The organism is Streptomyces sp. NPDC050856 (genome assembly GCF_040653855.1).
Taxonomy (GTDB): Bacteria; Actinomycetota; Actinomycetes; order Streptomycetales; family Streptomycetaceae; genus Streptomyces.
Genome location: NZ_JBFAGV010000045.1, coordinates 22,586 through 35,446, shown reverse-complemented (window position 1 = coordinate 35,446; position 12,861 = coordinate 22,586). Strand labels below are relative to the sequence as shown.

Sequence of the window (12,861 nt, the reverse complement as noted above, 5' to 3'; positions counted from 1 at the left end):
GGGGCCCCGCGCCCGCCCCGGCCCCGGCCCCGGCCCCGGAGCCCGGGGCCGGCGGCGGGCCGCGCCCCGCGCGGTGGTGGAGGCGCCGGGGCGCGCGCCCCGGGGCCGCCGCCCCCTCGCCCGCCGCGCTGGTGGAGGTGGCCCGGCTGGGGGTGCGGCGGGGGCGGGTGGAGGCGCTGCGCCGGGTCGACCTGGCCGTACGGCCCGGGGAGACCGTCGCGCTGATGGGGCGCAACGGGGCGGGCAAGTCCACCCTGCTCGGGGCGCTCGTCGGCATGGTCGAGCCCACGGCCGGCACCGTCCTGGTGGGCGGCCGGGTCCCGCACCGCACCCCGCCACGTGAACTGGTGCGGCGGGTCGGCCTCGTCCCGCAGGAACCCCGGGACCTGCTGTACGCCGACACGGTGGCCGCCGAGTGCGCCGCCGCCGACGCCGACGCGGGCGCCGGGCCGGGGACCTGCCGCGCGCTGGTGTCCGAGCTGCTGCCGGGTGTGACGGACGGCACCCATCCCCGTGACCTCTCGGAGGGGCAGCGCCTGGCCCTGGCCCTGGCCGTCGTGCTGACCGGCCGGCCGCCGCTGCTCCTGCTGGACGAACCGACCCGGGGCCTGGACTACGCGGCCAAGGCACGGCTGGTGGGGGTGCTGACCGCGCTGGCGGCCGACGGGCACGCCATCGTGATGGCCACGCACGACGTGGAACTGGCGGCGGAGCTGGCGCACCGGGTGGTGATCCTGGCCGACGGCGAGGTCGTCGCGGACGGGCCCACGCACGAGGTGGTCGTCTCCTCCCCCGCGTTCGCCCCGCAGGTCGCCAAGGTGCTGGCCCCGCAGCCCTGGCTGACCGTCGCCCAGGTGGAGGCGGCGCTGTGACGTCCCCCGCGAAGGGTTCCCGCCCGGTCCGCCTCGGGCCCCGCTCGGTCACCGCGCTCGCGCTGATCACCGTCATCGGGGTGGTCGCCTTCGGCTGGCCGCTGCTCGCCGGCCCCGGCTCGGCGCTGGCCGGTCACACGGCCGACGCGCCCTGGCTGCTGGCCGCGCTGCTGCCGCTGCTGGTCGCGGTGGTGGTCGCGACGATCGCGGACCAGGGGATGGACGCCAAGGCGGTGGCGATGCTGGGGGTGCTGGCCGCCGTGGGCGCGGCCCTGCGCCCGCTGGGCGCGGGCACGGCGGGGTTGGAGCCGATGTTCTTCCTGATGGTGGTGAGCGGCCGGGTCCTCGGGCCGGGCTTCGGCTTCGTCCTGGGCGCGGTCACCATGTTCGCCTCCGCGCTGCTCACCGGTGGGGTCGGGCCGTGGATGCCGTTCCAGATGCTGTCGATGGGGTGGTTCTCGATGGGGGCGGGGCTGCTGCCCGGCCCCGAGCGGGTGCGGGGGCGGGCCGAGCTGCTGATGCTGGCGCTGTACGGGGCGGTCGCGGCGTTCGCGTACGGCACCGTGATGAACCTCCAGGGCTGGGTGACCCTCCAGGGCATGGGCAGCGGCGTCTCCTTCCAGCCGGGCGACCCGCTGCGGGAGAACCTGGTCCGGTTCCTGGCGTACTGCGTGGCGACGTCGATGGGATGGGACCTGGGGCGGGCGGTGCTCACCGTTGTGCTGACGGTCACCATCGGATCCACGGTTCTCCGGGCTCTCCGCCGTGCCACTCGCAGGGCCGCCTTCGAGACGCAGGTCACATTCGAAGGCCCTCCACGGCCCCGCTGACCGCCTTCCCGGGTGAGGCGCCCCACAGGCCCTCCGTCCCGTACGAAGACGGATAGTGGACCACGGCGGGCCCGCCGGGACCCCCGCTCTGCCCGCGGTGAGCTGCGCGGACGCGCCCCGGCCGGGCCGGGGACGGTTTGCCCCGCCTTGGGGGTCGCCTAGTACCGGGGGTCGTTGCGGCGGTGCGGCGGGCCTGCTTCTCTGGTGATGTCGCCGGGCGCCGCTCGCACCGCAGCGCAGCACAGCGCCCCTGGCAGCCACTCCCCCGCCCCCCTGGCGCGGATCCGGCGTGCCCGGGCGACGCCCCATGCCCCCGACGTTAGGTCGTTACGTGTTCCGCTCGCTCGTCAGCCGTGTCTCCGTCCGTCAGAAGTCCGTCGCCACCGGTGCCGCCGTCCTCCTCGGCGCGGCCGGCGCGGTGCTCGGGACGACGGCTCCGGCCTCGGCCGCGAACTCCGCGCAGGACATCGCCAGGAAGATGGTCCCCGCCGGCCAGTACCAGTGCTTCGACAGGATCGTGGCGCACGAGTCCGGCTGGAACCCCGCCGCCACCAACGCCTCCTCCGGCGCCTACGGTCTGGTGCAGGCCCTGCCCGCCAGCAAGATGTCGTCGGCCGGGTCGGACTGGAAGACCAACCCGGCCACCCAGATCGAGTGGGGCCTGGACTACATGAACGACCGTTACGGCAGCCCGTGCGGCGCCTGGTCGTTCTGGCAGGCCAACGGCTGGTACTGAGCCGCCGGCCGCCGGCCCTGAGCCTTCGGCGGAGTGAACGCGCGGGCCCCGGTGACGACCACCGGGGCCTTTCCGCACGCCTCCGCCACCGCCGCCGCCCCGGGCCGGGCCCGCGCCGTGTCCCGCCGGTGCGCCCCGTGCCCGCCCGTACCCCGTTCGTACCCGGCTCGTACCCCGCTCGCGCCGGGCCCGTCGGCCGCCGGTCAGATCCGCTGGATGATGGTGCCGGTGGCGAGCCCGCCGCCCCCGCACATGCTGATCAGCGCGAACTCCTTGTCCTGGCGCTCCAATTCGTGCAGCGCGGTGGTGATCAGCCGCGCGCCGGTCGCACCGACGGGGTGGCCGAGCGCGATGGCGCCACCGTTGACGTTCACCTTGTCGAGGTCCTGGTCGAAGACCTGCGCCCAGCTGAGCACCACCGACGCGAAGGCCTCGTTGATCTCGACCAGGTCGATGTCCTTCAGCGTCATCCCGGCCTTGCCGAGCACCGCGCGGGTCGCGTCCACCGGCCCGTCCAGGTGGAAGTGCGGGTCGGAGCCGACCAGCGCCTGGGCGACGATCCGGGCGCGCGGGGTGAGGCCCAGCGCCCGCGCCATGCGCTTGGACGCCCATAACAGGGCGGCGGCGCCGTCGGATATCTGCGCGCAACTGGCGGCGGTGTGGACCGCCGCCGGCATGACGGGCCGCAGCGCGGCGAGCGCCGCCGCGCTGGTGTCGCACAACCCCTCGTCGCGGTCCACCAACCGCCACATGTCCTGCCCGGCGGCCTGCTCGGCGTCACCGGCGGGGACCTGGACGGCGAACGTCTCCCGCTTGAAGCGCTCCTCGGCCCACGCGGTGGCCGCCCTGGTCTGCGAGAGCAGGCCGAGCGCGTCGACGCGCTCGCGGGTCAGGCCCCGGTGGCGGGCGATCCGCTCGGCCGCCTCGAACTGGTTGGGCAGGTCCACGTTCCACCCGTCGGGCAGCGGCCGGCCGGGCCCGTTCCTGGAGCCGCTGCCGAGCGGAACCCGCGACATCGACTCCACACCGCAGCTCAGGCCGACATCGATGACACCGCCGGCGATCATGTTGGCGACCATGTGGGCGGCCTGCTGCGAGGCGCCGCACTGGCAGTCCACGGTGGTCGCGGCGGTCTCGTAGGGCAGGCCCATGGCGAGCCAGGCGGTGCGCGCGGGGTTCGCGGCCTGCTCGCCGGCGTGGGTGACGGTGCCGCTGACGATCTGTTCGACGCAGTCGGCGGGGATGCCGGTACGGGCGAGGAGTTCCCGGTAGGCAGCGCCGAGCAGATGGGCCGGGTGCAGACCGGCGAGCGCGCCGTTGCGCTTCCCGATGGGGGTGCGTACGGCTTCCACGATGACGGGTTCCGCGGCCATGGGCTCGTCCTCTCCTCACACGCCCGCGGAGCGCCCGGGCGCCCGGAACGGGAACTGGTACACGTTCTAATCGGGCCCCAGTCTGCGGACCGCCCCCACCGGCGCGCAAGGGCGCCGCACCTCCCCGCGTGCGGACAACGCCCCGGCCACCTCCGCCACTTGGGGCCCGGGGTGCCTCTCCGGCCCGACCCGGCCCGCCCGGGCCGGACGCGGGGAACGGGGGCTCACGCGAGGCCGGCGTCCAGTACGTTCGGGCACATGACCGCAGATCGTTTCCATGACCGGGCCGGGGCCCAGGAGCGCTGGACCGCCGTCGACGGCTACCTCACCGAGCTGCTGGCGCCCGCCGACGAGGCCCTGACCGCCGCGCTCGCCGCCAGTGACGCCGCAGGGCTGCCCCCCATCGCCGTCGCGCCGAACCAGGGCAAGCTGCTCCACCTGCTGGCCCGGATCCAGGGCGCGCGCACCGTACTGGAGATCGGCACCCTCGGCGGGTACAGCACCATCTGGCTGGCCCGCGCGCTGCCCGCCGACGGCAGGCTCGTCTCGCTGGAATACGACCCGGCGCACGCCGACGTGGCCCGCGCCAACCTCGACCGGGCGGGCCTCGGACGGATCGCCGAGGTGCGGACCGGGGCCGCGCTGGACCTGCTGCCCCGGCTGGCCGAGGAGGGCGCCGGCCCCTTCGACTTCGTCTTCATCGACGCCGGCAAGGCCAACAACGCGCGGTACGTGGAATGGGCCCTGGAGCTCACCCGGCCGGGCGGTGTCATCGTCGTGGACAACGTGGTGCGCGGCGGCAGGGTGACCGAGGCCGGCAGCGACGACCCGGCGGTGCGCGGCACCCGCGAGGCGTTCGAACTGGTCGCCCGCGAGCCCAGGCTGGACGCCACGGCGGTCCAGACGGTCGGCGCCAAGGGGTACGACGGGCTGCTGCTGGCCCGTGTCACCGACTGAGGGGGGCCCTATGCTGCGGGTATGAGCATCGTCAAGATCACGAATAGGTCAAGCCACTCACATAGAGCTTGATCGGCGAGTGTCACCACGGCTAGCAGCCTAGAAGCCGTCAGCCCCTCGCCGTCGCCACATGCGCCCACTAAGCACGCCGCACATGGTCGGGCGGGACGAGCCACTCCCGCCCCCCGTGCTCGGGCCACAGGAACGCCATGGGGCGCTTCCGGCGCTGCCTGGGCATCTCGGCGGGGTCTTCGTAGTCCCGGATCACGTCACGCAGGATGCCGACTCTTCCCGCGCTGTCCTCGACTCGCCGACCGACGTCGTCCGGGCCGATCACTTCGAGCACTGCACGTGCTGGTAGACGGCCTTATCGGGCCGGGACGGCTCGCGCAGCGTTCCTCGGCGACAGCGTTCGAGCGACGCGATCGGCTTGTTGCAGGCGGGACACACCTCGCCCGAAGGGGCGTAGGTCGTGTACTCCCACTGCCGTGCGTCCGTTTCACGCTCTTGAGCCTTGCCGCGCATGTCGTCGTCCCCTCGGTCCGTCGGCGTACTTGCCGAGGACGCTAGGAAGTCATCTGCTGAAAGCTCTACGAAGTTGCATGAGTTTGCACGGCAATTCACTTGTCTGATTGGGAGGTTGACGCTCCAGGCGCAGGTAGGCATGGTTCATGCAAGCCCACGCAATCACTTGGACCAGGGAGTCAGCCATGGCCGTAGAGTTCGTAGGCATCGACCCGAACACTGACCGCGATCACTGCCCGACGGTGTGGGCGGACGCGGAAGCCCAGGAGATCTTGTTGCAAGGCTGGAAGCCGGACAGCGAGACTCAAGCCCAGTGCGAGGCGAGCAGCCCCGCGAACGGACCGGTTCCCGACAACGAGGCCATCGTCAGGATTCCGGCCCGCGTGATTCCGATGATCCGGGAGGCGTGCGATGCCATCGAGCGTGCCCAGCTTCGCTGAGCTGTTGGGCCGGTGCGAGCGGTCCGCCGTGCACCTGGAGATGCGTGACTCGTACGCGTCCACCGACAGATTCGAAGCGTGGAAGCGCGGCGAGCGCATCGACTGGGACGACCGCGCGTCCTGGTGGCACCCGTACGACCAGCTGATCTCGGACACCGTGGCGCGAGGGGTGTCGATCCGTCGTGCACGGATCGTCTCCGAGCCCGTGACGGAGTACATCCGGTGGGAGCACTACGTCACCCACGCCAACGTCACGGCCGGCGAGGACGTCCGTTGGCTGCCGCGCCGCCGGGCCACGGACATCGCTCTCCCCGGCAATGACTTCTGGCTCTTCGACGGCGAACTCCTGCGCGTGCACCACTTCTCCGGCGACGGGGCGGTGGTGGAGGACGAGATCACCGACGACGCGGCGACGGTGAAACTCTGTGCATCGGCCTTCGAAGCCGTCTGGGACCGAGCCGTCCCGCACCACCTGTACGCGATCTGAGGACAGCCAGCTCCATGCCCCCACACCCCTCATCGAGCGTTCAGCGAGCCCGTGAAGCACTCGCGGGCCGGCTGCGCGAGCTACGCAGGGATGCCGGAATCAACGGGCGGGAGCTGGCTGTCAGACTGCGTTGGTCGGACTCGAAGGTGTCGCGCATCGGCAACGCCAAGACGCCCCCGTCCGACGCGGACGTCCGAGCATGGTGCCGGGCGTGCGGAGCCGACGACCAGGCGCCGGACCTCATCGCGGCGAACAGACAATCAGCGGACGCCCACATCCAATGGAAACGCCTCCAGCGAGGCGGTCTACGGCACGTGCAGGAATCCACGGAGAGCCTGTACCGGCGCACACACCTCTTCCGCGTCTACGTCTCCGACGTGATCCCCGGCTTCCTCCAAACACCCGGGTACGCGACCGCCCTCCTGTCGTCCATCGCGGACTTCCGGGGAACACCGGACGACGTGACAGAGGCAGTCAAGGTCCGCATGAGGCGGAATGCGGTGCTGAACAACGCGGCGCACCGATTCTCGTTCGTCCTGGAGGAATCGGTCCTGCGCTACCGACTGTGCACCGTCGAGACGATGGCGGCGCAGCTCGGTCACCTCTTGGCGGTCATGGACCTCCAGAACGTGGCTGTGGGCATCGTCCCGTTCTCGTCGCAGCGAACCGTGTGGCCCATGCCGACCTTCACCATCTTCGACGACACGAGGGTGCACGCGGACACCTTGGACGCCGCGTCCACACTGACGCAACCAAGCCAAGTCAAGCTGTACGCACGAGCCTTCGACCGACTGTCGCATGGGTCGGCACGGGGAGCCGCCGCACGCACGCTCGTGACGTCCGCCTTGTCGTCACTCGGCTGACCGTCCGGCTTACTGCGGAAACGCCAAAAGGCCCCTGCGCCCTCTCCGGCCATGGAAAGGGCGCAGGGGCCGTATGGCGGCATCAACCGTTTAGTAAACGAGCGGCATTGCAATGGGGGTGCTCGCTGTGGTAATTGCAGCCCGCCGAAGTGGGGTGAAGTGGGGAACGAACGGGGTTGTTCCCCCACGTTGGGCGTGGTAATTGGAAGCCTGTTTGAAGTGGGGTGAAGTGGCTAACCAATGGCGTAGCTATGACCACACGACACACGGCTGAATGGAAGTCATGACTTCCAAAACCGACACTCAACCTGCGTTCGAACTGCGTCTCTACGGGCTGCACGTCGTCGTCCAGCGCATCCCCGGATGGCTCGTCGCCTTCGTCACCACAGCCGGCGGGGCAGCCGGGACATGGTGGACGCAGCGGTAACGCTCGAGGGCAATGCTGTCGTGGCACACAAGTTGACGTGCCCTTCAGGATGCTGTGTCCTGCCCCCATGTCTGAACTGGCCAGCGCCGACGATGCAGAACCCATCCAAGGGAGTACGACGTTCGAATTGGACGCGGGAAGGGACCGGCTACACGTGCGGGGCACAAACGTGTCAGAGCGGGTTCAACTGGCGGTCATCCGCACTGCGGGGGTCTGTTTCGTCGCAGCGCTGGCCGTCTACGCACTGTCGAAACGGCAGGCACCTCGCGACGACGAACAGAGCGACCACTAGGTGGTCTTCCCGAACTCCGTCGCCTCTTGAGTTGGTGGCACCCCCGGCACAAGACCTGAACGTTCCCGTCCGTGTCGGTCCCTCCCATCGAGAGGGGCCGCACGTGGTCCACGTCCACGTCCACCGTGGGGAAGTCGTTCAGGCACCAGTCACACCACGCGGTCCCCTTCCGCTCGATGACCCGGCGGAGCCTCGCAGCGGCGTCGTTCCGGGCCGCTCGACGTTGTCCCCGTGCTCGAACGCTGCCGGACGGCCGGACGGTCCTCGTACGTGGCGTGGTGGGTCTTGCAGCGGCCCCGATGGGCGTCGGCTCGGTGCAGTCGATACAGCTCTCAACACCTCCTCGCCCCGCTGTGAGGCGGCCCCGCCCGAGCGCGCCGACGAAGACGCCCGCGCATCCGCGGGCAGTCCCACAGCTCCTCACTGTGTTGTGGGGACCAGCAGATTTCCGCGCCGCCTGCCCGGCCGTGAGCCGTGCCGCTCGGTCCCTCACTGTGGTGTGGGGACCACCGGATTCCCGAGGGCTGAGCATGACGGGATGGTGTTTCGACGGACGGTTTGGTTTTTTCAACACTCTGAACCGTCATACCGTCATGGCTCCGCCCGTTGGTCGGCCCCGCTGCGGGCACAGCAAAGCCCCGGCGGTCCGTGAGGGACTACCGGGGCTTGGCTCGGGCGACCCGTAAACCGGCGAGGCTCAGGAACGCCATACGGCCCGCCACCCGCTTTCCTAGCGGCGGACCGTGTAGACCTCTCAGGCGGCTCAGGCGCCCGCAGAGTCAGGCGCCGCAGCCCATCGCACGATCACACGGTCCCGGGTATTCGCGTTCCGGCCCCTGCCGACGGACTTGGCGATCCTCACGGAGTCGATGAAGAGCGCCAGGAACTCCCGCTGCTTCTCCAGGTCCCACGCAGCCCATGTCGACCCCTCCCCGATCGGATCTCCGTCCACACTCGTCCACTCGTTGGGGATCTGGATGGTTCGGCTGTCGGTCGCCTCCAGTTCCGCCAACCGTTCCGCCGTCCGCTCCTCATGGGCAGCCAACCGCGCCATGGACTCCCTGAACATCTGCGCACCGGTCTCATCGGCATAGACGCCGGCCAGCCGGTCCACGTGGAGGATGCGACGGGACTCCCGTACATGCTCCAATTCCGCTCGTACCGCCGCCCGTTTCGCGTCTCGCTGGGACGTGTCCTGTTGGCGGGCGAAGCGTCGTGACGCCTCGGCCAGCCATTCGAGGTCTTCCGGGTCCTCAGGGTCCATGGCCATGAGACGGGCCCACACCCGCCCCGCCGTCTCGCTGTCCGCCGCGCCCTGGCCGATGACGAGACCACCGTGGCCCGGGACCACTCCCCCGGCCCGGTTGCACTTGTAGTAGAGCTTCCCGGCCCGCCGGTCGGTCACCATCACGGAACCACAGACGTCACAGAACAGCAGCCCGTGTCCCGCCAGCAAGGTCGGGACGCGTCGGCCCGCTCGTACGACCACCTGCGTCCGGCCGTCCAGCACGTCCTGGAGCTTCCACCACTCATCCGTGGGGATCAGCTGTTCGTGCGACTGGACAGGCTGCCCATCGTCGTCACGCAGGATGACTCGCTTCCCCGTCTTGCCCGGAACGGGGTTGCCCTCGGCGTCCTTGCTCGCCTGAACCCGTCCCTGCCACTCGATCGCGTACCCGGCAAGGCGCGGATCCCGCAGGATGCGCAGGACGGTCGACGACACCCACGCGGGCCGCTCCACGGCTTCCGAGACTCCCCGCGCACGGCGCGAGGCGAGGCGCTTAGCTCCCGACTCCCCCAGGGACTCCGCCTTCGTGGGCACGCCGTTCTCATTGAGTCGCTTGGCGATCTGCGAGGCGGAGACTCCCTCTGCCGCCCACTTCGCCATATCACGGACGTGCGGGGCTTCCATCGGGTCCGGGACGAGTCGGACGACGGACAGCTTGCCGCTCGTCGCCCTCTCCGCTGTAAAGCCGTACGGAGCGACGCCGGACACATGGCTGCCTGCTCGACGGAGCGTGTCTTTCGTGGCGGAGACATAGACCGACTTCATGTCGGACTCCTGCTGCGCCAGACCCGCGATGATGGCGAGGATGCCGACACCGACCGGGGTGGACGTGTCGAGGTACGGCTCTTCGACACTCACCAGCCGGACGCCGTGCGTCTCCAGCTCCTCGATGATCCGCATGGCTTCCAGCGCGCCACGGCGAGTGAGGCGGGACAGAGAGAAGACGACCACGGCGTCCACGTGCCCGCCGCGCACGGCCGTCATCATCTCTTCGAAGCAGGGACGGTGGATGCTCGGGTCCCACCCCGACTTGCCCACGTCCTCGAAGTGGCCCGCGTCGCTCCACCCCTTCGACGCGATCAGCGAGGCGCATCGTTCGCGCTGCGCCACGGGCGACGCCTGCGAGTCGTCCTCACGCCGCTTTGACTGGCGGATGTAAGAGACTGCACGTACGTGATCAAGGCTCGGCGCAGCGCCCGGCCTGTGCTTCCTGAGAGGTGTCATATGCCTAGTGTGGTAAAGATCAACGTACTGACCGTGCCGGCCGATCAGCGCGAGGTCCTGGAGAAGCGGTTCGCCTCCCGGGCCGGAGCGGTGGAGAACTCCGACGGCTTCGAGTGGTTCGAACTGCTGCGGCCCGTCGAGGGCACCGACCAGTACCTCGTCTACACCCGCTGGCGTGACGAGGCGTCCTTCCAGGCGTGGATGGAGGGCCCGATGAAGGCCGCCCACCAGGGCGGCGGCACGGGTCCCGGGGGCGGGGCCGAGGGCGGCGAGCGGCCGAAGCCGGCCGCCTCCGGCTCCACCCTGTGGTCCTTCGAGGTGGTCCAGCAGGCCTCGCCGAAGGCCTGAGCGGGACGAGGGCCAGCGCCGGGCTCAGGCGCGCAGCAGCCGCTCGGTCATCTCGCGGTACGTCCGCAGGGTGACGCGGAGCTGCTCGGTGTCCGGGACGTGGGAGGTGTCGGGGCCCTGGGCCCCGCCGGACCGCTCGCCGTCCCAGGCGGTGCGCAGGGCGCGGCGCTGCTCGGCGAGGGCCGCCGTGAGCCGGTCGGCAGCCGCGTCCATCACGCCGGCCGCCTCGGCCACCGCGGCGCGCGGATCGTCCACGAACCCGGCGAGGGCGTGGTGCATCCGGTCGGTGAGCTCGTCGCGCTCCCCCTCCGGCACCAGGCCGCCCAGCCCGGCGGCCTCCTGCCGCGTGGACGCGGGGGCGCCGTCCCGGCCGGCCGGCTCTACTCCGCCCCGAGCGCCGCCCGTCGCGAGGACGGCGCCTGTCGCGGGGACGCCACCCGCGGTGCGGGCGCCATCCGCGGCGGGGGCGGCCGATCCCGTGGCGCTGTGCGTCCCGGCGGGTACGGACGGCCCGGTCCGGCTGTCCGGCCCGGGGGAGCCGGCACCTTCGGCGTGGTGGCCGGGCCTTGTGCGGTTGCCCGGCCGGGCGGAGTCGTCGTACGGCCCGGCGTCGCCTCCGGCACGGCCGCCCGGCCCTGCCGTGGCGGCCGGTCCGGCAGCCGGGGACGGGGTGGCGGGCGCCGGCGGGTGGGCGGGCGCGTCCGGACCGACCGGCTGGACCGGCAGCACCACCGGCTGCTGCCCGGGCACGGCGCCGGAGGACCGCCCCTCGGAGCCGGGGGCCCGGGCCCCGGTGTCGCCCCGGTGGCCGGAGGCTCGGACACCCGGACCGGAGGCCCGGCCGCCGGGGGCGGATTCCGGGTGGAACTCGGCGGGGTCGTTCGACATCAGGCGCCACTTCCCTTCGGCTTCAGCGAGTGGGTCCGCCCACCGCCCGACGGCCGGGGCGCCTGCCGGGCGCGGTCCTCGTCGTGCTCGGCGACCAGTTCCTCGAAGAGGTTCCGCGCGTCGACCATGGCGGCGCGCAGTTCCTCGGTGGTGACACCGGTCGTGCCGTCCGCTCCGGTCCCCTCCGCGTCGACCTGGACCGTGTGGTGCACGCGCCGGTAGCCGTCGACGTGGTGGGCGTGGTGCACGGACAGCGCGGCGACCTGCTCCTCGTGCGCGGTGGCCGCCGGGAAGCCCCGGTCCTGTGCCAGCGCGGCCAGCAGCCGGTCCGCCTCGGCGACCGCCTGGCGCGGGGCGTCGACGAACTGCTCCTGGAGGCCGGCCCAGCGGGCCACGTACTGTTCGCGCACCTCGGGCGAGAGGGGGCGGGGTCGCACGGAGCCGTAGCGCTCGACGCGTTCGGCCAGTTCCCGTTCGGCGGCCTTGGTGTCGCCGCCGTGGTGGGCGACCGTTCGCTCGTACTCGGGGCCGAACCGACGCTTCAGCCCGCGTCCCCGCCGACCGCCCGCCTGCCCGGGCCTGGCGTACAGGACCACGCCGACCACTGCGACGAACAAGACGACCAGGGCGACGACGATCAGGACAGTGGACATGACTGCCTTCCCTCGATCCGGGTGTGTCCTAAGGCTGTTCGTGACGCGGGTTGCCCGCAATCCACTGGCCAAACGACGCCGCGACCGGATAGAGAGGGATCATGCAGCACAACTGGGCGGTGCGCCCGGAGCCCTATGACTCCCCCGACGCCACGGCGCTGCGCCGGGACTACTACGCCGAGGTCGCCGGCCGCTACTGGCGCCGGCCGGCCACCCCGGCCGAGGTCGACGACGGACTCGCCGGTGACGGGGCCGAGCGACTCACCCCGCCCAGCGGGCAGTTCCTGGTCGGCCGGGTGGCCGGCGCGCCGGCCGGCTGCGGCGGGGTGCTGCTGCTGGACGCCGGGCGCGCCGAGCTGACCCGGGTCTTCGTCCGCCCCTCCTTCCGGGGCACCGGGGGCTCCGGACTGCTGCTCGCCGCCCTGGAGTCGGCCGCCCGCGAACTGGGCGCTCACCGTGTGGTGCTCAACACCCGCCTGGACCTCGTCGAGGCGCGTGCCCTCTACACCCGCAGCGGCTACCGGGAGATACCGGCGTACTGCGAGGGCCCGTACATGGAGGTCTGGTACGGCAAGGAACTCGCAACCGTCCCGGCGGGATCCTGACGCGACGCCCGTGGGACGACGGTCGGGCGGCCGGCCTCCCCAACCCGGCCCGA

The 12,861-nt window shown here is 71.7% G+C and carries 16 protein-coding genes; 10 read left to right on the top strand and 6 right to left on the bottom strand.

What is annotated here, in order from left to right:
• The 3 genes from AB0H53_RS27505 to AB0H53_RS27495 all read left to right on the top strand — a co-directional run.
• The coding region (locus tag AB0H53_RS27505; RefSeq protein WP_362118838.1) for an ATP-binding cassette domain-containing protein at positions 1–872 on the top strand (872 nt) is incomplete at its 5' end.
• Positions 836–1,702, top strand: coding sequence for an ECF transporter S component (locus tag AB0H53_RS27500; protein ID WP_362118844.1), 867 nt, complete (start codon positions 836–838; stop codon positions 1,700–1,702). The genes AB0H53_RS27505 and AB0H53_RS27500, both read left to right, overlap by 37 nt.
• 307 nt (positions 1,703–2,009) lie before the next feature.
• Positions 2,010–2,438 (top strand): transglycosylase SLT domain-containing protein, encoded by a 429-nt coding sequence (locus AB0H53_RS27495; protein ID WP_362118835.1) that lies wholly within the window; start codon positions 2,010–2,012, stop codon positions 2,436–2,438.
• A 203-nt stretch (positions 2,439–2,641) separates the two neighbouring features.
• On the opposite strand, the gene AB0H53_RS27490 is transcribed toward AB0H53_RS27495, so the two are convergent.
• Positions 2,642–3,811 carry a steroid 3-ketoacyl-CoA thiolase gene (locus AB0H53_RS27490; protein ID WP_362118832.1) on the bottom strand — a complete coding sequence of 390 codons (1,170 nt, stop codon included), beginning with the start codon at positions 3,809–3,811 and terminating at the stop codon, positions 2,642–2,644.
• A 258-nt stretch (positions 3,812–4,069) separates the two neighbouring features.
• Between AB0H53_RS27490 and AB0H53_RS27485 the strand changes: the two genes are divergently transcribed.
• Positions 4,070–4,768, top strand: coding sequence for an O-methyltransferase (locus AB0H53_RS27485; RefSeq protein ID WP_362118829.1), 699 nt, complete (start codon positions 4,070–4,072; stop codon positions 4,766–4,768).
• Between the two features lie 139 nt (positions 4,769–4,907).
• Here the strand turns inward: AB0H53_RS27485 and AB0H53_RS27480 are convergent, their stop codons facing one another.
• Positions 4,908–5,114 carry a hypothetical protein gene (locus AB0H53_RS27480; RefSeq protein WP_362118826.1) on the bottom strand — a complete coding sequence of 69 codons (207 nt, stop codon included), beginning with the start codon at positions 5,112–5,114 and terminating at the stop codon, positions 4,908–4,910.
• Positions 5,115–5,478: 364 nt separating this feature from the next.
• On the opposite strand from AB0H53_RS27480, the gene AB0H53_RS27475 reads away from it, so the two are divergent.
• The 4 genes from AB0H53_RS27475 (at position 5,479) to AB0H53_RS27460 (ending at position 7,510) form a co-directional block, all read left to right on the top strand.
• Positions 5,479–5,733 (top strand): hypothetical protein, encoded by a 255-nt coding sequence (locus tag AB0H53_RS27475; RefSeq protein ID WP_362118823.1) that lies wholly within the window; start codon positions 5,479–5,481, stop codon positions 5,731–5,733.
• Positions 5,705–6,220, top strand: a complete 516-nt coding sequence (locus AB0H53_RS27470; protein WP_362118820.1) for a DUF6879 family protein — start codon at positions 5,705–5,707, stop codon at positions 6,218–6,220. The genes AB0H53_RS27475 and AB0H53_RS27470 overlap by 29 nt, the downstream gene beginning before the upstream one ends.
• A gap of 14 nt (positions 6,221–6,234) precedes the next feature.
• Positions 6,235–7,083 (top strand): helix-turn-helix transcriptional regulator, encoded by an 849-nt coding sequence (locus AB0H53_RS27465; protein ID WP_362118817.1) that lies wholly within the window; start codon positions 6,235–6,237, stop codon positions 7,081–7,083.
• Positions 7,084–7,366: 283 nt separating this feature from the next.
• Positions 7,367–7,510 (top strand): hypothetical protein, encoded by a 144-nt coding sequence (locus AB0H53_RS27460; RefSeq protein ID WP_362118814.1) that lies wholly within the window; start codon positions 7,367–7,369, stop codon positions 7,508–7,510.
• A 194-nt stretch (positions 7,511–7,704) separates the two neighbouring features.
• Here the strand turns inward: AB0H53_RS27460 and AB0H53_RS27455 are convergent, their stop codons facing one another.
• Both AB0H53_RS27455 and AB0H53_RS27450 read right to left on the bottom strand, forming a co-directional pair.
• Entirely contained in the window at positions 7,705–8,334 is a 630-nt protein-coding gene (locus AB0H53_RS27455) for an HNH endonuclease signature motif containing protein (protein WP_362118811.1), read from the bottom strand.
• Between the two features lie 231 nt (positions 8,335–8,565).
• Positions 8,566–10,314: a recombinase family protein gene (locus tag AB0H53_RS27450; protein WP_362118808.1), complete on the bottom strand. Its 1,749-nt coding sequence runs from the start codon at positions 10,312–10,314 to the stop codon at positions 8,566–8,568.
• Here AB0H53_RS27450 and AB0H53_RS27445 point away from each other — a divergent pair, their 5' ends adjacent.
• Positions 10,315–10,662 carry an antibiotic biosynthesis monooxygenase gene (locus AB0H53_RS27445; RefSeq protein ID WP_362118805.1) on the top strand — a complete coding sequence of 116 codons (348 nt, stop codon included), beginning with the start codon at positions 10,315–10,317 and terminating at the stop codon, positions 10,660–10,662.
• A gap of 24 nt (positions 10,663–10,686) precedes the next feature.
• On the opposite strand, the gene AB0H53_RS27440 is transcribed toward AB0H53_RS27445, so the two are convergent.
• Together AB0H53_RS27440 and AB0H53_RS27435 are read right to left on the bottom strand one after the other, a co-directional pair.
• Positions 10,687–11,550 carry a hypothetical protein gene (locus AB0H53_RS27440; RefSeq protein WP_362118802.1) on the bottom strand — a complete coding sequence of 288 codons (864 nt, stop codon included), beginning with the start codon at positions 11,548–11,550 and terminating at the stop codon, positions 10,687–10,689.
• Positions 11,550–12,203, bottom strand: coding sequence for a hypothetical protein (locus tag AB0H53_RS27435; protein WP_362118799.1), 654 nt, complete (start codon positions 12,201–12,203; stop codon positions 11,550–11,552). The genes AB0H53_RS27440 and AB0H53_RS27435 overlap by 1 nt, the downstream gene beginning before the upstream one ends.
• A gap of 101 nt (positions 12,204–12,304) precedes the next feature.
• On the opposite strand from AB0H53_RS27435, the gene AB0H53_RS27430 reads away from it, so the two are divergent.
• Positions 12,305–12,808 carry a GNAT family N-acetyltransferase gene (locus AB0H53_RS27430; protein ID WP_362118796.1) on the top strand — a complete coding sequence of 168 codons (504 nt, stop codon included), beginning with the start codon at positions 12,305–12,307 and terminating at the stop codon, positions 12,806–12,808.
• The last annotated feature ends 53 nt before the right edge of the window (positions 12,809–12,861 follow it).

Bases quoted from the DNA above. Each gene is read 5' to 3' on its own strand.
- AB0H53_RS27495 (WP_362118835.1), top strand. From the start codon at position 2,010: ATGCCCCCGACGTTAGGTCGTTACGTGTTCCGCTCGCTCGTCAGCCGT.
- AB0H53_RS27490 (WP_362118832.1), bottom strand. From the start codon at position 3,811: ATGGCCGCGGAACCCGTCATCGTGGAAGCCGTACGCACCCCCATCGGG.
- AB0H53_RS27485 (WP_362118829.1), top strand. From the start codon at position 4,070: ATGACCGCAGATCGTTTCCATGACCGGGCCGGGGCCCAGGAGCGCTGG.
- AB0H53_RS27475 (WP_362118823.1), top strand. From the start codon at position 5,479: ATGGCCGTAGAGTTCGTAGGCATCGACCCGAACACTGACCGCGATCAC.
- AB0H53_RS27470 (WP_362118820.1), top strand. From the start codon at position 5,705: ATGCCATCGAGCGTGCCCAGCTTCGCTGAGCTGTTGGGCCGGTGCGAG.
- AB0H53_RS27465 (WP_362118817.1), top strand. From the start codon at position 6,235: ATGCCCCCACACCCCTCATCGAGCGTTCAGCGAGCCCGTGAAGCACTC.
- AB0H53_RS27460 (WP_362118814.1), top strand. From the start codon at position 7,367: ATGACTTCCAAAACCGACACTCAACCTGCGTTCGAACTGCGTCTCTAC.
- AB0H53_RS27455 (WP_362118811.1), bottom strand. From the start codon at position 8,334: ATGCTCAGCCCTCGGGAATCCGGTGGTCCCCACACCACAGTGAGGGAC.
- AB0H53_RS27450 (WP_362118808.1), bottom strand. From the start codon at position 10,314: ATGACACCTCTCAGGAAGCACAGGCCGGGCGCTGCGCCGAGCCTTGAT.
- AB0H53_RS27445 (WP_362118805.1), top strand. From the start codon at position 10,315: ATGCCTAGTGTGGTAAAGATCAACGTACTGACCGTGCCGGCCGATCAG.
- AB0H53_RS27440 (WP_362118802.1), bottom strand. From the start codon at position 11,550: ATGTCGAACGACCCCGCCGAGTTCCACCCGGAATCCGCCCCCGGCGGC.
- AB0H53_RS27435 (WP_362118799.1), bottom strand. From the start codon at position 12,203: ATGTCCACTGTCCTGATCGTCGTCGCCCTGGTCGTCTTGTTCGTCGCA.
- AB0H53_RS27430 (WP_362118796.1), top strand. From the start codon at position 12,305: ATGCAGCACAACTGGGCGGTGCGCCCGGAGCCCTATGACTCCCCCGAC.